Below are 21,064 nucleotides of genomic sequence, written 5' to 3'. Positions count from 1 at the left end.
GAGGCCCTATTGTATTCAATCACTGTGTAAAATAAGTGAACATGGACAACAATTAATCTTCTTCGAATTGTGGACCAGCATAGTTATCAAAACGCGAGAATTGGCCTTGGAAGGTTAAGCGCACACGCCCAATTGGGCCGTTACGTTGCTTACCAATAATGATTTCAGCGGTACCTTTATCTTCAGAATCGTTGTTATACACTTCATCACGATAAATAAACATGATCAAATCGGCATCCTGCTCAATCGCGCCCGATTCACGCAAATCCGAGTTAACCGGACGTTTATCAGCACGTTGCTCAAGTGAGCGGTTAAGCTGTGATAGTGCAACAACTGGGATTTCCAGCTCTTTCGCCAAGGCTTTAAGTGAGCGTGAAATCTCTGAGATCTCTAAAGTACGGTTATCTTTAAGTGCCGGTACCTGCATCAACTGAAGGTAATCGATCATGATCATCGATAGCCCACCGTATTCACGAGCGATACGTCGTGCTCGACTTCGCACTTCTGTAGGGGTTAAGCCTGAGCCATCATCAATGTACATCTTACCTTGCTCAAGCATAATGCCCATAGTTGATGATACACGTGCCCAATCGTCATCATCTAGCTGACCAGTACGGATTTTGGTTTGATCGACGCGGCCAAGCGAGGCCAACATACGCATCATGATCTGTTCTGAAGGCATCTCCAAGCTGAAAATAAGCACTGGTTTGTCTTCGTGCAGTGCCGCTTGCTCACACAAGTTCATCGCAAAGGTGGTTTTACCCATAGATGGACGCGCCGCTACAATAATCAAGTCACCGGACTGGAAACCCGCGGTCATTTTATCTAAGTCGCCAAAACCACTCGACACACCGGTTACACCACTGGTCGGGTTGTTGTATAGCTCTTCGATTTTATCGACGGTCTTTTCAAGAATCGCTTTAATGCCTTCAGGGCCTTCGTTAGCATTGGCACGCTGCTCAGCAATTTTAAAGACTTTGGTTTCGGCTAAATCAAGCAATTCGCTCGAGTTACGTCCTTCCGGATTAAAACCTGCATCGGCAATCTCGTTAGCCACTTTAATCATGTCACGAACAACCGCACGCTCACGTACAATATTTGCGTACGAGTGGATGTTACCTGCGCTCGGGGTGTTTTTGGCGATTTCACCGATATAAGCAAAGCCGCCGACATCTTCAAGCTGATCTTCAAGCTCAAGTTGTTCAGATACAGTAATTAAGTCGATTGGTTGACCCGCACTGATCAAAGATTCCATTGCCGTAAAAATGGTGCCGTGGGCACGGGAATAGAAATCTTCTTTTACGACAGCTTCAGCCACTCTATCCCAAGCATCAGAGTCCAACATCAAACCACCGAGAACCGATTGCTCAGCTTCAATTGAATGCGGCGGCATCTTCAGCGCGTCCATCTGAAGATCTCTTGGTTTCTCTTTGCCCTTAAAGGCGCGTTGTTGTGACATTAAATCTCCAAAATTCCAACGATTAAGCAAAATGTGGTATAAAACTGGGGTCAAGCAAAGCAGGCATTTAACATCTAACGACCTGCACCTAAAAATAAACTATAACAATATTAAGGAAAGAACATGCGCAATGCATTGATTGCTGCCGTTGCCCTTTCGACAGGGATGCTGCCATCAGCCGTAGCATTGGCCGATGAAGGACAATGGCAACCCTATCAAATGCCATCTATCGCCGATAAGCTCAGCGAACGTGGTATCGATATTCCAGCTAAGCAATTAGCGGACTTAACCAGCTACCCAATGAATGCAGTAGTTGGACTGGGCTATTGTACCGCCAGTTTTGTTTCGCCCCAAGGCTTAGTTGTCACAAACCATCATTGCGCTTACCGTGCTATTCAATATAACAGTAAAAAAGAGCATAACTATCTTGCAGATGGCTTTTTAGCAACCACTAAAGATAAAGAACCAACCGCAGGCCCAAATGAGCGCTTGTATATTACTGAAGCGGTAACCGATGTATCAAAACAAGTTAAAAAAGATATCGGTGAAGATCCGCTAAAGCGTTATGAGAACATTCAAGCTAACCGCAAAGCGCTGATTAAAGAGTGTGAAAGCGATGATAACTATCGCTGCTCAGTAAGAAGTTTCCATAACGGTCTTGAATATTACCTTATCAAGCAGCTTATTATCCGCGATGTACGCTTAGTATACGCGCCACCTGAAAGTGCCGGTGCATTTGGCGGTGATATCGATAACTACGAATACCCGCGTCACTCAGCTGACTTTACCTTCCTGCGTGCCTATGTTGGTAAAGATGGCAAGCCTGCCGCTTATGCCGAAGACAATGTGCCTTACGTGCCTAAAAGCTACTTAAAAGTTAATGCCGACGGGGTTAAAGCAGGTGACGGTGTATTTGTCGCTGGTTACCCTGGGTCAACTAGCCGTTACCGTTTAACCAGTGAGCTTAAGTTTGCTAGTGACTGGTTATATCCAACACTTGCCACACGCTACCAGCTACGTATCGATACAATCGAAGCCATGAGCGCTAACGATAAAGACGTTAAAATCAAATATGCTGGCACGCTAGCGGGCATGGCAAACCGCATGAAAAAATACAACGGTTTGCTAGATGGTTTTAAAGCCACCGATATTACTGGCATTAAACAAAGCCGCGAAGATGACTTCCTCGCTTGGCTAGTAAAAGATGCCGAGTATCAATCATTCCAAGCTCAATTTGATGAACTTGAAACCTTGTTAGTAGAGCAACGTCTGCAGCGCCAGGGTCGCTACTACTTTGAAAATGCTCAAAGCAGTGAATTGCTAGCAACGGCAAATAAGCTTTACCGCTTAGCCAAAGAAAAGCAAAAACCAGATGCAGAGCGCGAAGAAGGTTATCAAGAGCGTGACATGAAGATGTTTAAGGCTCGCCTTAAGCGTTTAGACTCAAGCTTTGCCATTAGCGTTGATAAAACCCTATGGATGCAAGATTTAGAGGCTTATCTCGCTCAAGATAACCGTGTGGCTCAGCTTGATGCCATGCTTAATGAAGGCGATAGCGAAGTCAGCCTAGGCGAAAAACTTGATGCACTATATGCGCTTAGCTCGCTAACGGATAAACAAAAGCGTTTAGCCTGGATGGATGTTGACGCTAACGCATTTGAAACCAGCGCCGATCCTTTCATCCGTCTTGCCGTCGCCCTTTACCCACAAAATATGCAGGCAGAGAAAGACGCTAAGACACTAGCAGGTAAGCTTTCTAAAGCGCGCCCAGACTACATGAAAGCGATAATCGCCTATAACAAAGCTAATGGCTGGCCGGTATATCCAGACGCAAACGGTACACTGCGTATCACCTACGGTATGGTCGATGGTTATCAATCTGCAGATGCGCTTTATAAGCAGCCTTTTACGCGCTTAGAAGGCATTACCGCTAAGCACACAGGTGTTGAGCCATTTAACGCCCCTGCGAAGCTCTTAGCAGCCATTGAAGCTAAGCGTTATGGCACACATGCCGTTGAAAGCGTATATCAAGACCCTGCATCTTGGTTATGCCGCTTGTTCTCTTGCTTAGATAAGCCTGAAGAGTTTGGCTCTGTACCAGTTAACTTCCTATCAAGTGTTGATACCACAGGCGGTAACTCAGGTTCACCAGTATTTAACGGTAAAGGCGAACTGGTTGGCTTAAACTTCGACTCGACGTACGAAGCCATTACTAAAGACTGGTTCTTCAATCCAACTATCACCCGTGCCGTGCACGTGGATATTCGTTACATCCTATGGATGATGGATGAAGTTGATAACGCGCAAAACCTCATTGAAGAGTTGGATTTAGTGAACAACTAATTCAAATCTATCGTTTACAAAAAGGCTTTACATACCCAACAAGATTCGACGCTGCGGTAGCCGTTAACACTGCAGAGCGTTATATCGTTATCAGCTGCAAACCCAAAGTGACGGCAGTAGCCAAGATAGTGACTGTGATTAAAGCCGTAAATTACAGGCATAAAAAAACGCCGTATTAATAAATTAATACGGCGTTTCAAATTAAAGCATTTGCTTAGCGCAAATTATTAAGCTTCTGCAACTACAGAAACTTTAACGATTGCTTTAACTTCAGTGTGAACTTGAACTTCAACTTCGAATTCACCAGTAGTGCGGATAGCACCTAGTGGAAGACGAACTTCGCTCTTAGCTAGTTCAACACCAGCAGCTGTAACTGCATCAGCGATATCACGGTTACCAATTGAACCGAATAGCTTGCCTTCGTCACCAGCTTTAGAAGCGATAACAACAGACTCAAGTGCAGAGATTTTCTCAGCGCGTTGAGTAGCAGCAGCTAGGTCAGCAGCTAACTTAGCTTCTAGATCAGCACGACGTGCTTCAAAAACTTCAGTGTTAGCAGCATTAGCAACAACAGCTTTACCTTGTGGTAAAAGGAAGTTACGAGCGTAACCAGCTTTTACAGAAACTTGGTCACCCAAGTTGCCTAGGTTAGCGATTTTATCAAGTAAAATAACGTTCATTATATATTCCTCAGAATTAATGCAGTATTACTGATGTAAATCAGTGTACGGCAGTAGAGAAAGATAACGAGCACGCTTGATAGCGCGAGCTAGTTGACGTTGATATTTAGCATTTGTACCAGTGATACGACTAGGAACAATTTTACCACTTTCAGTGATGTAGTTCTTCAAAGTTACGATATCTTTGTAATCGATCTCGGTAACGCCTTCTGCAGTGAAACGGCAGAACTTGCGACGACGGAAATAACGTGCCATGTGACAGTCTCCTAAGTTTTCAATTCGACATTTTCAGCGTGTAAAACCAGACGATTTTGACCATTTCTGCTCTGTTGCAGATTAATGAAGCCTTCGACCTGTATTTCAACGCCGGCTGTTAAGTTTTTTGCAACGCTATTAAAGCGTTCACCACTTAATACAACTTGGATTTGACAATAAACGTTGCGGAGCATTTCTGCTTCATAACGCTGCGATTTGTGTTCCAACATGATTACCGTATGGGCAATACCTGCGGGGCTATCAAACTGCCTAGAACGCGTAATGGTTCCTGCTAATACCAAATTGTTCGTGGTCAAAAAAACTTACTCAGCGTTGTTTTCAGCGCTTTCTTCTACTTCTTCAGCAGCTTCTGCACGTGGTGCACGCTCTTCAGATGAACGACGTGTGTCGCGCTCGTCTTTAGCTTTAGCCATTGGAGATGCTTCAGTGATGGCAGCTTTAGTACGCATAACCATGCTACGCAAAACAGCGTCGTTGAAACGGAAAGCTGTTTCAAGTTCTTCAACCGCTTCTGCAGTAGTCTCTACGTTCAATAGAACATAGTGAGCTTTATGCAATTCGATGATTGGGTAAGCCAATTGACGACGGCCCCAGTCTTCTAAACGGTGGATTTGACCGCCAGCTTGGGTAAGAATACCCGTGTAACGTTCGATCATACCTGGCACTTGTTCACTCTGATCAGGGTGAACTAAAAATACGATTTCATAATGACGCATTTTTTGCTCCTTACGGTTATCTAGCCTCGTTGTTGGCTCAGTCAGACCTAATAGAGGCAAGGAACTAATTAAAGTGACTGAATTAAGCCGCGGAATAGTACATAAACTAACGAAATATTTCAAGTAATAACTTATCCCTTGTTTTTATAGTTCAATTCTTAAGGGGCAACTCCCTAATTAAACAGGATTAAGTTCCTAAAACTCATAGATTAGAAGCACAAAAGCTAGGCTTATCTAGGTTGCGCACAGGCTGATTCTAGGTATTATGTGGCAAAGATTAAATGACGATATTTGAATCGAAACGACACCAAGAATAAGAATAATGCTAAGAAAATTCACTGTTGTATTTGCGCTATTGTTCCCACAGGCCGCTTTCGCTCTAGTGCCGCCTGATTATCAAGAGCCACCTAGTGATCTTACCGCTGAAATTGAAGCGGGATTTCAGCTCAATACAGGTAATACAGAATCAAGTAGCTTTAATGGCCGCACTAAGCTGGTTTACGATACTAATGAGACACGTCAAGAAGGCACTATCAAAGCCTACTTTGCCGCTGATGATGAGAAAACAACTGCAGAAAAGTATGACTTACAACTACAGTCAAACTACAAAATAAACGGTGGCTACTTTTTTGGCCGTGGCGATTTCACCTGGGATCAATTTGGTAGTTATACCCGCATATCTACGGTCTCTGGCGGTTATGGTTTCGATGCTGTTAGCACATCAAAAACTAAACTAAGTTTAGAAATCGGTCCCGGTTATCGTTATAACCTGCCAATAGCGACAGACGATGAACCCATCCCTGAAGCTAACAAAGATGTCATCCTACGTACTGCGGCAAAATTTGAGATGAAGTTACAAGAGTATACTAGCCTTAATGCCGATTTAACCGCTGAAACAGGTGAGGATAACAATACCTTGACCTTAGATATGAGCTATAAAAACACCCTATTCCAAGATTGGGCATTTAAAATTGGCGTCAACGTGAAATATACCGAAATCGTCCCTGAAGGCTCTAAGCAGACCGATACCATCACCACCTTCAACTTGCTGTACACCTTTCAATAAAACAAAAAAGCCTGCAACAATTGCAGGCTTTTTAGTTATCGCCTTGTCCCGTCCTGGGATAAGTTTTAAATATTTAAGTGACTACTTCAATTTCTGCATCAAGTAGGCATAAACCATTGAGCCTAACTCTGCAGCTTGATTGTTATCTGCTGCGCCAGCATGTCCGCCTTCGATGTTTTCGTAATACAGAACATCTATTCCCATGCCTTCCATCTTCGCTACCATTTTACGCGCATGAGCCGGATGTACACGGTCATCACGGGTTGAAGTGGTAAAGAAAACTTTTGGATACTGAGTATTAGCTTTTAGATTATGGTACGGCGAAAACGTCTTAATATAGTCCCACTGGGCAGGCACGTCTGGATCACCATATTCCCCCATCCAGCTTGCCCCCGCGAGTAACTTGCTATAACGCTTCATATCTAGCAAAGGCACTTGGCAAACAACTGCGTTGTAAAGTTCAGGTCGACGCGTAAATGCAGCGCCCATTAACAGGCCACCGTTACTGCCACCTTGAATGCCCAAATGCTCACTTGAGGTGATTTTTTTAGCAATTAAGTCTTCTGCGATAGCTTCAAAATCTTCATAAGCCTTGTGACGATTTTGCTTCAATGCTGCCTGATGCCAAGCTGGGCCATATTCGCCACCACCACGGATATTAGCCAAAACATACACCCCGCCTTGCTCTAACCAGTTTTTCCCTATGGTTGCCGAGTAATAAGGACGTAGCGAAACCTCAAAGCCACCATAACCATAAAGCAAAGTAGGGCTAGTACCGTCACGCTTTAGATCTTTTGCCATCACCACAAAATAAGGCACTTTAGTGCCATCTTTAGAGGTTGCAAAGTACTGCTTAGTTTCAAACTTATCAGCAGCAAACTGCTGCTTCATGCCTTTCACTTTTTCAGCCTTCATGGTCACAGCATTAAAGCTGTATAAGCTTGAAGGCTCCAAGAAGCTGGTGAAATTAACAAAGAACTCATCGCTGTCACGTTCAACATCAAATACGCTTATGGTGCCATTAGCATCAAACGGTGCTTGCATACTTTTCCATTGGCCATCTTTCGCTTGGGTATAACGTACAAGCTTACCTTTAACATTGTCTAACCAAGTCACTAAAATAGCGCTTTTAGTAAAGCTCACTTGTGAAATAGACGCTGTGGCCGATGGCTCAACTAAAGTGGTAAATGTTGGCTGTTGTGCAATCAATTGCTCAATCGGCGTATAAATGATACTGCCTTGCTTAAACTGCTTAGCGCCTTGCGCTAAGTCGCTTTTTAACTCGACATATAGTTGACCATTAAAGTAGCCCTTTAACTCTGCATCTTTTGGCAAAGGTAGCTGTATCAGTTTGCCATCACGATATACGTAATGATCCGCGGTATAAAACGTTAATGACTCGGTAACGATTTCAAGCGAGTTATCACCATCAAATAATACATAGCCAGATACAGCAACTGAGCTCTGATCACCGCTAAACACAGTTTTAGCGCTCGATAAAGGCGTACCACGCTGCCACTGTTTTACAATTTTCGGATAGCCAGAATCCGTCATGCTATTGTCACCAAAATCAGTGCCAACAAAGACATTGTTTTTATCGATCCAGCTTAGATTTGATTTTGCTTCCGGTAAGAAAAACGGCTGACTTTGCTCCTCAACAAAAGTGAGTGAATCTAAATCAAACTCACGAGTTTCAGTGGCATCAGCCCCGCCACGAGAGAGTGATACAAAGCAGCGGTCATTTTCTGGGTAGCGACAGTTAAAGCCTTTATAAACCCAGTTTACGCCTTCGTCTTTACCCAGTTTGTCGATATCGAGTACGGTTTGCCACTTAGGAGAAGCCTTCTGGTACTCTTCCATGGTTGTGCGGCGATAGATCCCGCGAACATGAGTTTCATCTTTCCAAAAGTTATACAGATAATCACCAATGCGACTGGCGTAGGGAATGCGCTCTTTGTCGTTAAGGATCGATAAACTATTACTAACCAAACCATCAAACCCTTCATAGGCTTTGATCTCTTTAGCTGAAATAGCGTTTTGCTGTTTAACCCATTCCATCTGCTTTGCCCCTTCGACATCTTCTAGCCAAAGGTAGTTATCCTCTTCTGCGCAAACCGGCGCGGCAGTCATCGCGCCCAGAACACACAAAGATAAAAGTGGATTACGCATGTAAACATCCTGTTATTAGAATTTGTGAGCCTAAATTACTGCATTTAGATAAAAAATTGAATAAGAGATAACGACTAGCGGCTTTAATGCTGTAACAAAGGGTTTCCTTTAGGCTTTCAAAGCCATTGAAACGTCAATGATGGACGCTCAAATAACAGATACAAAAATGCCGATAAGGATTTATCTTATCGGCATTTGTTTTATTACTTGGCGCAGAGCCTAGCGTAGTTATTACACCAACAGGTATTAGGCTAAGCGTTGACGCACAGCTTCAAACAAACAAACGCCTGTCGCTACCGATACGTTTAAGCTAGAAACGCTACCCGCCATTGGAATAGACACTAAGGTGTCACAGCTTTCACGTGACAAACGGCGCAGACCTTTGCCTTCAGCTCCCATAGCGATAGCTAGCGGGCCTGTTAAGCTCGCTTGGTATAACTCACAATCTGCTTCACCGGCTGCACCAATAATCCAAATGCCTTTTTCTTGTAAGCTACGCATAGTACGAGCAAGGTTAGTCACTTGATATAGTGGCACGACTTCTGCTGCGCCACATGCTACTTTGCTCACTACTGGCGTTAAGCCAACAGAATTATCTTTTGGTACGATAACGCCATGTACACCAGCTGCGTCAGCATTACGTAGGCACGCGCCTAGGTTATGCGGATCTGTCACGCCATCAAGGATAAGCAAGAAAGGCACTTCAGTCTTTTCTAGCATCGCCGATAATTCATTATCGCTAAGAATTTTAGCAGGCTTTACTTTGGCAACCACACCTTGGTGTTGACCGCCATCAGACTTTTCATCCAATGCTTTACGTGAAGCATACTGCACTGACACGCCCCACTCAGCAGCCATTGCAAGGATAGGAGTCAGTCTGGCGTCATCGCGACCTTGAAGTACCCACATCTCAATCACACGCTCAGGGCTGTTTTTAAGCACCGCTTCAATAGCGTGTAGTCCAAAGGTCATATCTTGCTTTTTCATCTATTTCTTACTCGCTTTACGCTTGGCTGACTTAGCTTTACTTGCTGAAGATTTTTTGGCCGAAGCTTTTGTCTTGGTCTTTTTAGCTGCAGCACTGCTGCCGCTCTTATATTTACCGCCGCTCGACTTACCGCCAGAACGACTCTTGCTAGGCTTACGTTTATCCGTTGATTTAGATTCTTCAGAACCTGCTTCAGCGCCTTTGCCTCTTGAAGCTTCACGTCGATTACCAAGCTTGGCACCTTCGCGGTTGACACGCTCACGGGCAGTCATTGGCTTAGTTGGTCTGCGGCGCTTACCACCTGCAGAGTCACCTTCCATCATCAGGTCAATTTGACGATCATCTAGATTTACGCCAGCAACTTTAACAGTAACTGTATCGCCAATTTGATAAACCTGCCCAGATGCCTCACCGACTAAACGCTGGCGCATATTATCATATTGGTAATAATCGCTGCCTAAACTCGAGATATGCACTAGACCATCAATAAACAGGTCATTTAGGCGTACAAACATACCAAAGTGAGTTACTGAAGCAATAACGGCTTCAAAGGTGTCACCCACATGGTCTTGCATAAACTCACATTTTAGCCAGTCGTTTACATCACGAGTTGCTTCATCTGCACGGCGCTCAGTGGTCGAACACTCTTCGCCAAGCAGATCTAGCTCTTCAATCTTATAATTGAAACCGCCATCTGCAGTCCATTGATCCGTTAATGCTGTATTTTCTTGCTTAGCAAGTAAGTAACGAATGACGCGATGCAAAATCAGATCAGGATAACGACGAATTGGCGATGTGAAGTGCGAATACTCTTCTAATGCCAAACCAAAGTGACCTTCATTATCCGGCGTATAAGTTGCTTGGCGCATAGAGCGCAGCAACATCACCTGAATTAGCTCGGCATCTGGCCTATCAGCAATTTGCTCCATTACCGCTTGGTAATCTTTCGGCTCTGGCTCCAGGCCGCCTTCCATCGTTAAGCCGCGTTCTTTAAGGAAATCCTTAAAGTTAGTGAGCTTTTGCTCTGAAGGCGACTCATGCACACGGTATAACACTTCACCTTTGTGCTTTTTAACGAATTTAGCTGACGCAACGTTAGCTAAAATCATACATTCTTCAATGATCTTGTGTGCCTGATTACGGTTACGCGGCACAATCTTGTCGATCTTACGCTGCTCATTGAAGATAAATTGCGTTTCAGTCGTTTCAAACGCAATCGCGCCACGCTCGGCGCGAGTCTCTTCTAATGTCAGGTAAAGCGACTGCAATGTCTCTAGATGAGGATAAATAGGCTTGAGCTCTTCGCTCACCTCTCCACCTTCTAGCATGTCAGCCACTTGGGTATAGGTTAAACGTGCATGTGAATGCATCACTGCAGGGTAGAACTTGTAACCCGATAACTTACCAACGGCTGAAATAGTCATTTCAGCTACCATGCATAAGCGATCAACCTTAGGCATTAACGAGCACAGACCATTAGAGATCTTCTCTGGCAGCATAGGGATAACTTGCGATGGGAAGTACACTGAGTTACCACGAGCGCGCGCTTCTTTATCAAGCGCAGACTCTGTGCGTACGTAATGACTCACATCAGCAATCGCGACCCATAAACGCCAGCCACCAGACTTTTTCTTTTCAGCATAAACGGCGTCATCGAAATCGCGCGCATCTTCACCATCAATGGTGACTAATGGCAAATTACGTAAGTCAACGCGACCTTCTTTATCAGCTTCAGTTACTTCGTCTGGAATTTTACGTAGCTTCTTCTCAATTAGACCAGACCAGGTGTGCGGCAGATCGTAATTGCGCAGCGCAATTTCAATCTCCATACCTGGTGCCATCTCTTTACCAAGCACTTCAGTCACTTTACCGGCAGCCTTTACATAACGGCCTGGTCGACGAGTTAGCTCAAGCACTACGATATCGCCCTGACGTGCGCCTTTGCGATCTTCTTCTGGGACAAGGATCTCTTGAGTAATACGGCGGTCATCGGCAATCACAAAGCCCATGCCTGCATCTAGGTGAAAGCGACCAACTAAAGCAGCACTGCGCTCTTCAACTAAACGTACGATACGTGCTTCACGGCGGCCTTTACGGTCAACGCCTGCTTTTTGTGCTAATACTTTATCACCATGAAAATACATCAACATGTCACGGTTATTGATGTAGAGGTCGTCGCCGCCCTCTTCTAATTTCAGGAAGCCAAAGCCGTCTCGGTGCCCTATAACGGTACCGGTTAACAAGTCCATTCTTTCTGGCAAGCCATAAGATTGACCACGAGTAAAGACTAGCTCACCATCTCGCTCCATGGCGCGTAGGCGACGACGAATAGCTTCTAGCTGCTCTTCACCTTCAATTTTTAAGGCTGTAGCAATATGTTCACGCGTTAATGGTGACTTTTGTGAGCGCAAGTAATCTAAAATATACTCGCGACTTGGGATAGGGTTTTCGTACTTTTCTTGCTCACGCTTAATATGCGGATCTTGTATCATTCATTTTCCAAATTATTGACATAGCCTCTTCTAGCCATGCTTATTGTGGCGTTCTAAGGTGCTCTTTCTTTGCCCTAGCAACTGCGCTGGGCGGCATCTTTGCCTCTAACACCTTTAACAAATTAATTGCTTCGGCTTGTGTGGCTTCATCGCTAAACACTTCATTGTATAGCCAATGAAAACCCACTTCGTAATCTCGAGGACTACCATAGCCCTCACCAAATAACCGAACCAACATCATGCGAGCAGGTAAATCACCTGTCGCGGCAGCTGGCAATGTATATTGCACAGCGCGTTGTTTATCTTCGATGACAAACTTACCATCGTGGTAATACTCAGCCATTCTAACCATGGCTTCAGCACTCCCCTGCTCTGCAGAGGTTTTTAACATAGCGATCCCACGCGGCGGATTCGCCTTAACGCAGATGCCATAATTGAGCATTTCCGCCCAAAGATACTGATACAAAGGCTGCTTTAGCACCTCAGCCCTTGCTTCAATATCCTGTACTATCTGACAATCGTCGCCTTTCACTTGAGTTAAATAACGTTTACTACGAATTAATTCAACCAACTGCTCCTGAGTATAGACATCAACAGCTTTAGGCATAGCAAAACTTGGTAGAGATAATATAGAAAGAATAGTAATCAATACATAACGCAGCATATAGGTTCTCAATGACAAATAGGGTGAATCAAATATTGTTTAATCATGCAATCTTAAAAGATTACTTGAATATACTCTACTTTATGTCATCGGCAGTATACCGTATTTCTTGAGTACTGCTCGAGCTATGTTGTCACTCACAAAGAAGGCAATAAAAAGGCCGCTAATTGCGGCCTCTTATTATTAACTAAACGGATTCACCAGAATCATGGTCTCGTTTCTATCCGGACCCGTTGAGATAATATCGATTGGTGTTTCTAACAACTCTTCTAGACGCTTAATGTAGTTCATTGCAGCTTGTGGCAATTGCTCTACAGAAGTCGCACCGAAAGTTGATTCACTCCAACCAGGCATAGTTTCAAGAACAGGAGTAACCTGCTCATAACCTTCAGCCGCTAGCGGTGTAGTTGTTGCAACAGTTCCATCTGGATACTGGTAGCCAACACAAATCTTAACTTCTTCTAGGCCGTCAAGAACGTCTAGTTTAGTCAAACAGAAACCGCTTACGCTGTTAATTTGAACCGCACGCTTCATAGCAACGATATCTAACCAACCTGGACGACGCTTACGACCAGTCGTTGCACCGAACTCGTGACCCTTAGTTCCTAAGTAATCACCGATTTCGTTTTTCAATTCCGTTGGGAATGGACCCGCACCAACACGTGTGGTGTAAGCCTTCATGATACCCAAAACGTAATCGAGATGACGTGGACCAAATCCAGAACCTGTTGCAACACCACCGGCAGTAGTATTAGAAGAGGTTACGAAAGGATAAGTACCGTGGTCAATATCTAGTAACGTGCCTTGAGCACCTTCAAATAGAATTGGTTCACCAGCTTTACGTGCCTGATCAAGTAGCTCAGATACGTCAGTACACATGCTCTTCAAGTAATCAGCGATTGCTAGAGCATCTTTCAATGTCTCTTCGTAATCAACTGCTTCGCACTTGTAGTATTCAGTCAGCATGAAGTTGTGGTAAGCCATAACTTCTTTCAGCTTAGTCGCAAACAATTCTGCATCAAACAGATCGCCTACACGTAAACCGCGACGAGAAACTTTATCTTCGTATGCTGGACCAATACCACGACCAGTTGTGCCAATTGCATTATTGCCACGCGCTTTTTCGCGAGCCATATCAAGAGCACAATGGAATGGTAAGATCAGAGGACATGCTTCAGAAATTAATAAACGTTCCTCTACAGGTACGCCACGCTCTTTAAGCATTTTAATTTCAGTCAACAGAGCGTCAGGTGCTAGCACCACGCCGTTACCAATAATGCACTTTACATTATCGCGTAAGATCCCTGACGGAATAAGATGAAGAACTGTTTTGTCACCATCGATTACTAGAGTATGACCCGCATTGTGGCCACCTTGGTAACGAACGACATATTTAGCCTGTTCGGTAAGAAGATCGACTATCTTACCCTTTCCTTCGTCACCCCATTGGGTGCCGAGAACTACAACGTTTTTGCCCATTATTTGCTGCACGGTAGTGGTTAAAACGGGATTTTAGCAGATCTATGGGGGCGGTAGGCAAGTAATTTATGAAAAAATAATCAACAACATTGTCCCAACAGCGACTAAAGAACCACCTTTAATTTGCAAAAGCTGCTGATTTTGATTGGAAATTTCTTTCAAATAGGTTCACCAACGATTTATAAACAAAAGTGGACCAATTCTTTCAAAAATCCGCTTTATAGCTAACTCCGACATGATTAACTTAAAAGACATAACATTGTGTTCCTTAGTGTGAACAATCTAGTCGATAAAACCCGATAAACACAAATAAGCAGTTTAAAAATACAGCATTAATTTCTAAATTTAATAGCAACGATGGGTTCACTAAGAGTACTTTTGGGTAATCAAATTCAAGAGGAATGAGTTATTGCCATTAAACTGGCTTAACACTGGAATAAACAGGGATAACGGCCCACGATAGCGAGCTTTATCACTTGCTCATGAGTTCAATGAGCCCTTCACTCGTTGCAAAAACAAAATGAGCATACTCCTCCCGATATACATATGACATTCCCACGACACTTAAAGATCAAGCGTGGTGAATTCCATTAATGCCCAACCCTACTAGGTTTGAATATTGGAGTAACATCACTAACATAGTGTTCAAAGGTAAAATAATGCAGGAGCGATATTGACCATAACGCAAGATTAGATATCACGGAGCATTTAGTTAACTGACCTTAGAGGCTTCTACCTTCTTACTAAGCCGTATAAAACCTTTTACAGATATCTGACTCAATAATTCCTCTCAGTAACAGCTAAACCTCGTTAAAGCCCTTAGAAAGCTTTTATATAAGCAGTTTACTTTATTACAGACAATAAAAAGCCCAGCATATAGCTGGGCTTTTTGAATTCTGAAAGCGAAAATTAACGCTTAGAGAACTGTGGCTTACGACGTGCTTTACGTAGACCAACTTTCTTACGCTCAACTTTACGAGCATCACGGGTAACGAAACCAGCAGCACGTAGAGAAGGACGTAGAGACTCGTCAAGTTCCATCAACGCACGGGTAATACCGTGACGGATTGCACCTGCTTGGCCAGTGTTACCACCACCCTTTACAGTTACCATGATGTCTAACTTCTCAGTCATTTCAACTAGCTCAAGTGGTTGACGAACAACCATACGAGAAGTTTCACGACCGAAGTATTCGTCTAGAGGTAGCTTGTTAACGATGATGTTACCAGTACCTGCTTTAGCGAATACGCGAGCAGTAGATGTTTTGCGACGGCCAGTGCCGTAGTATTGAGTTGCAGCCATTGCTATAATCCCGTTTAGATATCAAGTACTTGAGGTTGTTGTGCAGCGTGGTTATGCTCTGTACCAGCGTAAACTTTAAGTTTACGGAACATGGCACGGCCCAATGGACCTTTTGGTAGCATACCCTTAACAGCCTTTTCGATGATCATTTCAGGCTTATGAGCTTGTAGCTTCTCAAAACTGATCTGCTTAATGCCACCGATGAAACCTGAGTGTGAGTAGTAAACTTTGCCTTTAGCTTTGTTACCAGTCACAGCAACTTTATCAGCGTTAATAACGATGATGTAGTCACCTGTATCTACATGAGGCGTATACTCTGGCTTATGCTTACCACGTAGGCGAGAAGCGATTTCAGTAGAGATACGACCCAAAGTTTTACCTTCGGCGTCAACGACGAACCAATCACGAGTGACTGTTTCTGGTGTAGCAGTAAAAGTAGTCTTCATTTACAAAAACCCAATGTTAAAATTCTGTCTCACATGCTTATGCCACTATTGGCAAAAACACAAAAAGTGCCATTCCCCGCCCCTTCGAGCAAAGAATAAGCTTTACAACTTCCACCTAATTGGTGGATAACGAGGGCAGGTTGCGGATTATAGACAAAGCTGAGTTAAAAATCACCTAAAATTTTAGTTTAATTCTTATCAGTTTTAATTTATTCCGTCCCAAAGAGTGCGCTCATTTCAAAAAATACTCAGCAAACAGGTTAAAGATCCCACTAATAAAGAGACTTTACTGTCGCTATAGAAAATTTCGGTCGCGAACAATAAGCGATTCTGCGGCAGTTTTCTATTATTTTTAACCAGAAAAGCTAAGGGATATGCTCTAAAGCTAAATAATCATGCGATTGCATTTCTGTTAAGCGTGAACGACAGCGCCTAAACTCAAAGCTCAACAAACCTTGGGTATAGATATCTTCTAGCGACACAGCAGATGAAATAATAAGTTTAACGTTACGCTCATAAAACTCATCCACCATAGCAAGAAAACGTCGCGCGATATCATCACCAGTTAAGTGCTCTCCCATCTGCTCAACATTACTCAATAATACAGTGTGATATAGCCGTGCGACCTCCATATAGTCGCGCTGACTACGAGGACCATCACATAAGGCTCTAAAGTCGATAAGTAACACACCTTGGGCTTGCTGACGTATATCTATAACTCTACCGTCGATCTCTAGCCCATTAGTTGAAACTTCAGATTCTGGTGCTAATTTCACAAAGTACTCTTTAAGGTTTTGCTCAGCTATGGCATCCAGTGGCGAATGAAAGATCTCTGCTTGCTCTAATGTTCTCAAGCGATAATCTACACCAGAGTCGACATTCAATATATCGCAATGCTTATTAATAGCCGCAATCGCTGGCAAGAAGCGCGCACGCTGCAAGCCATTACGGTATAACTCATCTGGAATAATGTTAGATGTTGCGACCAGTGCCACACCTTCAGCAAACAGCGACTCAAATAAGGTACCGAGCAACATGGCGTCTGTGATGTCAGAGACAAAAAACTCATCAAAACAGATCACTTGGTATTGCGCCGCCATTTTTTTAGCGATGATGATTAGCGGGTCTCTTTGCCCTTGCAGCTGGGCAAGATCAATATGTAGTTGATGCATAAAGCGATGAAAGTGGGCCCGCAGCTTTTTATCACTAGGTAGTGCGTCGAAAAACGTATCCATCAGATAAGTTTTGCCACGACCAACTCCGCCCCACAAATATAAGCCTTGTATTGCTGGCTGGTGTTTTTTGCTAAAAAATGAAAATAGACCACCACTTTTTGCAGACTGAGAATTTAAAGCAAGCAAATCATCATAAACTCGCTGCAACTGCTTTACGGCTTGCTCTTGCGCCGCATCATGTGAAAAGTCATCTCTAGTTAAGTCTTGCTGATAATGCTGCCATGGGGTTAATTGCGACACTGAAATACTTCTCTATTTTTAGGGGAATACACAAATCAGCCCACTTATAATGAAAGATAAAGCCGTTTGAAGTCTTATTTTTAAGCAATATGTAAATACTATCATGCTAGAAAGCCACAATGCATCAACCGCTCATATACATAAATTATCCAATACTTGCTGGGGATAAATACAGATCAGCTCAATTTAAGCTAATTGCTGACATATTTTTAAGTAAACAGTACCACGCTGGAAATCCGCGATGTATATTTGGCTTAATTCAGCATCATATAAGTATATCTAGGAGTCTATATGGAGTGGGCATTAACCCTTGCAGCGTTTGTAATTGGTGGCGTATTTGGCTATGTCAGCCATACTTTATTAGCTAAAAACACCAATAATAAAAGTAACAATGAGCAGCTAGAACAAACTCAACTTGAGATGAGTCAATATAAACAAGAAGTGTCAGATCACTTCGATGACCAATACAAGCAGCTTGCCGAACTATCTGCCCAGCTAAACCGTGTTAATCAACAGTGGAATACTGCAGCGCCGCTATTTACCTCTCCGACAACAGAGAAGAAATTGCCGGAACTCGCGACACAATCTGTAGAGAAGGCAAACAAGGTTGCCGATATTAATGAAAAAAAAGAATCTATAGCAGCTTAAATACGCTTAGAAGAAATTAACCTTTGTTAATGATTGATGAACTTTTTGATAGTTACTTGAGTCCGAATCAATAATGAATGAAACAGCCTTTTTATATATACGAGTGTCTAGCGCAACATTTGTATTCAAGGCCATTCAAATAAATTTTGAAGAATTGGAGTAATATTTAAATGAAAATGAAATTGTCCTTACTTTCCGCTGCAGTCCTTGGCGCAACTCTTACACTAGCACCGGTTGTTTCACAAGCAGCCATCCCGTTAGCCGTTGATGGACAAGAACTTCCAAGCCTTGCTCCTATGCTACAAAAGACCACGCCAGCGGTTGTGGCAGTAGCTGTTTCCGGTACTCATGTTTCTAAACAAAAAGTCCCTGACGCATTTCGTTACTTTTTTGGACCTAATGCACCACGTGAACAAGTACAAGAACGCCCGTTTAGAGGTTTAGGTTCAGGCGTAATTATTGACGCTAAACAAGGTTATATCGTTACCAATAATCACGTAATCGAAGGGGCAGATGAAATACTTATCGGCTTACATGACGGACGTGAAGTTGAAGCCAAGTTAATCGGCGCTGATGCCGAGTCCGATATTGCCCTATTACAAATTCAAGCAAAAAACCTTACCGCGTTGAAGCGAGCGGACTCTGATGCATTGCAGGTAGGCGATTTTGCCGTAGCAATTGGTAACCCATTTGGTCTTGGCCAAACGGTTACTTCCGGCATCGTCAGTGCAATGGGCCGCAGTGGTCTAGGCATCGAGATGTTAGAGAACTTTATCCAGACTGACGCTGCGATTAATAGTGGTAACTCAGGTGGCGCTTTAGTTAATTTAAACGGTGAACTCATTGGTATTAATACGGCTATCGTCGCACCAGGCGGTGGTAACGTTGGTATTGGTTTCGCTATCCCTGCCAATATGGTTAACAACCTAGTTGAGCAAATTATTGAACATGGTGAAGTCCGCCGCGGTGTACTTGGTGTTATGGGCCAAGACCTAACCAGTGAGCTGGCTAAAGGTTTTGGTATTGAAACCCAACACGGTGGCTTTATTAATGAAGTGATGCCAGACAGCGCAGCGGATAAAGCAGGTATCAAAGTCGGCGATATTATTGTTAGCGTAAATGGGAGAAAAATTAAGAGCTTCCAAGAGCTACGAGCAAAAGTTGCCACTATGGGGGCAGGTTCAGAAGTTGAGTTTGGCTTGATCCGTGATGGTGATGAAGAAACCGTAACCGCGACTTTAGGCGAATCAACACAGTCAGCCGAAGCCGCAGCGGGTGCAGTGCACCCAATGTTACAAGGTGCAAAACTTGAAACTAGTGGCTCATCAGGCGTAGAAATTACCGATGTTGCTCAAGGCTCTCCTGCAGCAGCTAGCGGCCTTATAAAAGGGGATGTCATTGTTGGTGTTAACCGCACTAAAGTTAACAGCCTCAAAGCGTTAAAATCGGCGCTTGAAGATCAAAAAGGCACAGTGGCATTAAAAATTAAACGCGATAGTACAAACCTTTACCTTATTCTTAGATAGCCAATAAGGATAAGCGAGCTATAGTCAGCCGAGCATTTTGCTCGGCTGTCTTTTTAGTATTTAAACCGCTTTAGCATGGGCTACTGAGTACAAGCCAATACAAACATGTTAATATAATTCACCTTTTCAGCATTTATTCTCAGACATGATCATTAAAGACACTCTTATTTATGTCGGTAAAGCCGTTATTTTTGGCCTTATCATGGCTGCAGTTATTATTTTTATTTTGCCGCTGATTACCGGCCAAAGTTTAACAAACGGTATTACTAGCCGCGTATCTTCAAATAGCAACGAACTGTCTTTTTCCAATGCAGTACGTCGCGCTGCGCCTGCTGTTGTTAATATTTACAGCCTAAGCATCGACCAATCAAAACCTCTGAACCCAGGCTCTCTACAAGGCTTAGGCTCTGGTGTCATCATGAGCTCGGAAGGCTATATCCTGACTAACTATCATGTTATCAAGAGAGCTGATGAAATTGTTGTCGCACTGCAGGATGGACGCAAGTTTACTTCAGAAGTCGTGGGCTCTGATCCCGAAACCGATTTAGCTGTACTTAAAGTTGAAGGCGATAACCTTCCTGTCGTGCCAGTCAGTTTAGACATACCTGCACGAGTGGGCGACGTGGTACTTGCCATTGGTAACCCATATAATCTTGGGCAAACCATTACTCAAGGCATTATCAGTGCAACCGGTCGTAACGGCTTAAGTTCTGGTTATTTAGATTTCTTGCAAACTGATGCAGCGATTAACGCTGGTAACTCTGGTGGCGCACTCATTGACACTACTGGCCAACTAATTGGCATCAACACTGCAGCTTTCCAGATTGGCGGCGAAGGTGGTGGACACGGCATTAACTTCGCCATCCCAATAAAACTAGCTCATAGTATTATGGGGAAGTTAATTAAAAATGGTCGGGTGATCCGTGGTGCATTAGGCATTAGCGGTGAAGCCGTAGGCCCGGTCATGGCGCAGATTTTAAACCTACCTGGGCTTACTGGCGTTGTGATTACAGAAATAGACCCAACAGGACCAGCTGCAAAAGCCAAACTACAACCTCGCGATGTCATCACTAAATATGAAGGTGAAGCTATCCCGGGTGTTGAAATGCTAATGGATAGAATTGCAGAAACCACACCAGGTAAGAAGATAATGATGACCATTATCCGAGAGGGTAAGGTATATGAGGTTCCTGTCATTATTGGCGAGAAACCAATTCATTATAATTAGGTTCTAGGTTCTAGGTTCTAGGTTCTAGGTTCTAGGTTCTAGGTTCTAGGTTCTAGGTTCTAGGTTCTAGGTTCTAGGTTCTAGGTTCTAGGTTCTAGGTTCTAGGT

General features: G+C 43.6%; 18 protein-coding genes. 5 read left to right on the top strand and 13 right to left on the bottom strand.

Annotated elements, in window-relative coordinates:
* Positions 1-52 precede the first annotated feature (52 nt).
* Positions 53-1,459: a replicative DNA helicase gene (dnaB, locus tag L2747_RS19590; RefSeq protein WP_220765214.1), complete on the bottom strand. Its 1,407-nt coding sequence runs from the start codon at positions 1,457-1,459 to the stop codon at positions 53-55.
* A gap of 123 nt (positions 1,460-1,582) precedes the next feature.
* Between dnaB and L2747_RS19585 the strand changes: the two genes are divergently transcribed.
* Positions 1,583-3,802: a S46 family peptidase gene (locus L2747_RS19585; RefSeq protein WP_249000662.1), complete on the top strand. Its 2,220-nt coding sequence runs from the start codon at positions 1,583-1,585 to the stop codon at positions 3,800-3,802.
* A gap of 227 nt (positions 3,803-4,029) precedes the next feature.
* Here the strand turns inward: L2747_RS19585 and rplI are convergent, their stop codons facing one another.
* Genes rplI through rpsF form a run of 4 tightly spaced genes read right to left on the bottom strand, consistent with a single transcriptional unit; the run spans position 4,030 to position 5,474 of the window.
* The gene (rplI, locus tag L2747_RS19580) at positions 4,030-4,482 is read right to left on the bottom strand and encodes a 50S ribosomal protein L9 (RefSeq protein WP_220779031.1); all 453 of its coding nucleotides are present in this window, start codon (positions 4,480-4,482) and stop codon (positions 4,030-4,032) included.
* Between the two features lie 27 nt (positions 4,483-4,509).
* On the bottom strand, positions 4,510-4,737 hold the full coding sequence (gene rpsR, locus L2747_RS19575; protein WP_005497284.1) for a 30S ribosomal protein S18: 228 nt from the start codon (positions 4,735-4,737) through the stop codon (positions 4,510-4,512).
* Positions 4,738-4,748: 11 nt separating this feature from the next.
* Complete coding sequence (gene priB, locus L2747_RS19570) at positions 4,749-5,054, bottom strand: primosomal replication protein N (protein WP_220765216.1); 306 nt, start codon at positions 5,052-5,054, stop codon at positions 4,749-4,751.
* Positions 5,055-5,060: 6 nt separating this feature from the next.
* Positions 5,061-5,474: a 30S ribosomal protein S6 gene (gene rpsF, locus L2747_RS19565; RefSeq protein ID WP_220765217.1), complete on the bottom strand. Its 414-nt coding sequence runs from the start codon at positions 5,472-5,474 to the stop codon at positions 5,061-5,063.
* 322 nt (positions 5,475-5,796) lie between these two features.
* Between rpsF and L2747_RS19560 the strand changes: the two genes are divergently transcribed.
* A complete protein-coding gene (locus L2747_RS19560) occupies positions 5,797-6,540 on the top strand; it encodes a DUF481 domain-containing protein (RefSeq protein ID WP_249000661.1) in 744 nt (247 codons plus the stop codon).
* Between the two features lie 81 nt (positions 6,541-6,621).
* Here the strand turns inward: L2747_RS19560 and L2747_RS19555 are convergent, their stop codons facing one another.
* The 8 genes from L2747_RS19555 to zapE all read right to left on the bottom strand — a co-directional run bounded on the left by L2747_RS19555 (position 6,622) and on the right by zapE (position 17,555).
* Positions 6,622-8,709: a prolyl oligopeptidase family serine peptidase gene (locus L2747_RS19555; RefSeq protein WP_249000660.1), complete on the bottom strand. Its 2,088-nt coding sequence runs from the start codon at positions 8,707-8,709 to the stop codon at positions 6,622-6,624.
* A 246-nt stretch (positions 8,710-8,955) separates the two neighbouring features.
* Positions 8,956-9,696, bottom strand: a complete 741-nt coding sequence (rlmB, locus tag L2747_RS19550; protein ID WP_249000659.1) for a 23S rRNA (guanosine(2251)-2'-O)-methyltransferase RlmB — start codon at positions 9,694-9,696, stop codon at positions 8,956-8,958.
* Complete coding sequence (rnr, locus tag L2747_RS19545) at positions 9,697-12,189, bottom strand: ribonuclease R (protein WP_249000658.1); 2,493 nt, start codon at positions 12,187-12,189, stop codon at positions 9,697-9,699.
* A gap of 40 nt (positions 12,190-12,229) precedes the next feature.
* Positions 12,230-12,853, bottom strand: coding sequence for a tetratricopeptide repeat protein (locus L2747_RS19540; RefSeq protein WP_249000657.1), 624 nt, complete (start codon positions 12,851-12,853; stop codon positions 12,230-12,232).
* A 183-nt stretch (positions 12,854-13,036) separates the two neighbouring features.
* Positions 13,037-14,332, bottom strand: a complete 1,296-nt coding sequence (locus L2747_RS19535) for an adenylosuccinate synthase (protein ID WP_249000656.1) — start codon at positions 14,330-14,332, stop codon at positions 13,037-13,039.
* Positions 14,333-15,241: 909 nt separating this feature from the next.
* Entirely contained in the window at positions 15,242-15,634 is a 393-nt protein-coding gene (rpsI, locus tag L2747_RS19525; RefSeq protein ID WP_249000655.1) for a 30S ribosomal protein S9, read from the bottom strand.
* Positions 15,635-15,648: 14 nt separating this feature from the next.
* Positions 15,649-16,080, bottom strand: coding sequence for a 50S ribosomal protein L13 (rplM, locus tag L2747_RS19520; RefSeq protein ID WP_249000654.1), 432 nt, complete (start codon positions 16,078-16,080; stop codon positions 15,649-15,651).
* Positions 16,081-16,445: 365 nt separating this feature from the next.
* Complete coding sequence (gene zapE / locus L2747_RS19515; protein WP_249000653.1) at positions 16,446-17,555, bottom strand: cell division protein ZapE; 1,110 nt, start codon at positions 17,553-17,555, stop codon at positions 16,446-16,448.
* 291 nt (positions 17,556-17,846) lie between these two features.
* On the opposite strand from zapE, the gene L2747_RS19510 reads away from it, so the two are divergent.
* The 3 genes from L2747_RS19510 to degS all read left to right on the top strand — a co-directional run bounded on the left by L2747_RS19510 (position 17,847) and on the right by degS (position 20,957).
* Positions 17,847-18,203 carry a ZapG family protein gene (locus L2747_RS19510; RefSeq protein WP_249000652.1) on the top strand — a complete coding sequence of 119 codons (357 nt, stop codon included), beginning with the start codon at positions 17,847-17,849 and terminating at the stop codon, positions 18,201-18,203.
* A gap of 170 nt (positions 18,204-18,373) precedes the next feature.
* The gene (locus L2747_RS19505) at positions 18,374-19,729 is read left to right on the top strand and encodes a DegQ family serine endoprotease (protein ID WP_249000651.1); all 1,356 of its coding nucleotides are present in this window, start codon (positions 18,374-18,376) and stop codon (positions 19,727-19,729) included.
* 145 nt (positions 19,730-19,874) lie between these two features.
* The gene (gene degS, locus L2747_RS19500; RefSeq protein ID WP_249000650.1) at positions 19,875-20,957 is read left to right on the top strand and encodes an outer membrane-stress sensor serine endopeptidase DegS; all 1,083 of its coding nucleotides are present in this window, start codon (positions 19,875-19,877) and stop codon (positions 20,955-20,957) included.
* Positions 20,958-21,064 lie beyond the last annotated feature (107 nt).

Source organism: Shewanella marinintestina (assembly GCF_023283845.1).
In the GTDB taxonomy this organism is placed as follows: Bacteria; Pseudomonadota; Gammaproteobacteria; order Enterobacterales; family Shewanellaceae; genus Shewanella; species Shewanella marinintestina.
This window is presented reverse-complemented; position numbering and strand designations above follow the sequence as displayed.

What these genes read in the sequence shown, in the direction of transcription:
- rplM (WP_249000654.1), bottom strand. Translation starts at nt 16,080, where the DNA reads ATGAAGACTACTTTTACTGCTACACCAGAAACAGTCACTCGTGATTGG.
- L2747_RS19510 (WP_249000652.1), top strand. Translation starts at nt 17,847, where the DNA reads ATGGAGTGGGCATTAACCCTTGCAGCGTTTGTAATTGGTGGCGTATTT.
- L2747_RS19540 (WP_249000657.1), bottom strand. Translation starts at nt 12,853, where the DNA reads ATGCTGCGTTATGTATTGATTACTATTCTTTCTATATTATCTCTACCA.
- L2747_RS19535 (WP_249000656.1), bottom strand. Translation starts at nt 14,332, where the DNA reads ATGGGCAAAAACGTTGTAGTTCTCGGCACCCAATGGGGTGACGAAGGA.
- L2747_RS19585 (WP_249000662.1), top strand. Translation starts at nt 1,583, where the DNA reads ATGCGCAATGCATTGATTGCTGCCGTTGCCCTTTCGACAGGGATGCTG.
- rnr (WP_249000658.1), bottom strand. Translation starts at nt 12,189, where the DNA reads ATGATACAAGATCCGCATATTAAGCGTGAGCAAGAAAAGTACGAAAAC.
- rlmB (WP_249000659.1), bottom strand. Translation starts at nt 9,696, where the DNA reads ATGAAAAAGCAAGATATGACCTTTGGACTACACGCTATTGAAGCGGTG.
- dnaB (WP_220765214.1), bottom strand. Translation starts at nt 1,459, where the DNA reads ATGTCACAACAACGCGCCTTTAAGGGCAAAGAGAAACCAAGAGATCTT.
- L2747_RS19560 (WP_249000661.1), top strand. Translation starts at nt 5,797, where the DNA reads ATGCTAAGAAAATTCACTGTTGTATTTGCGCTATTGTTCCCACAGGCC.
- rplI (WP_220779031.1), bottom strand. Translation starts at nt 4,482, where the DNA reads ATGAACGTTATTTTACTTGATAAAATCGCTAACCTAGGCAACTTGGGT.
- L2747_RS19505 (WP_249000651.1), top strand. Translation starts at nt 18,374, where the DNA reads ATGAAAATGAAATTGTCCTTACTTTCCGCTGCAGTCCTTGGCGCAACT.
- L2747_RS19555 (WP_249000660.1), bottom strand. Translation starts at nt 8,709, where the DNA reads ATGCGTAATCCACTTTTATCTTTGTGTGTTCTGGGCGCGATGACTGCC.
- rpsR (WP_005497284.1), bottom strand. Translation starts at nt 4,737, where the DNA reads ATGGCACGTTATTTCCGTCGTCGCAAGTTCTGCCGTTTCACTGCAGAA.
- rpsI (WP_249000655.1), bottom strand. Translation starts at nt 15,634, where the DNA reads ATGGCTGCAACTCAATACTACGGCACTGGCCGTCGCAAAACATCTACT.
- rpsF (WP_220765217.1), bottom strand. Translation starts at nt 5,474, where the DNA reads ATGCGTCATTATGAAATCGTATTTTTAGTTCACCCTGATCAGAGTGAA.
- degS (WP_249000650.1), top strand. Translation starts at nt 19,875, where the DNA reads ATGATCATTAAAGACACTCTTATTTATGTCGGTAAAGCCGTTATTTTT.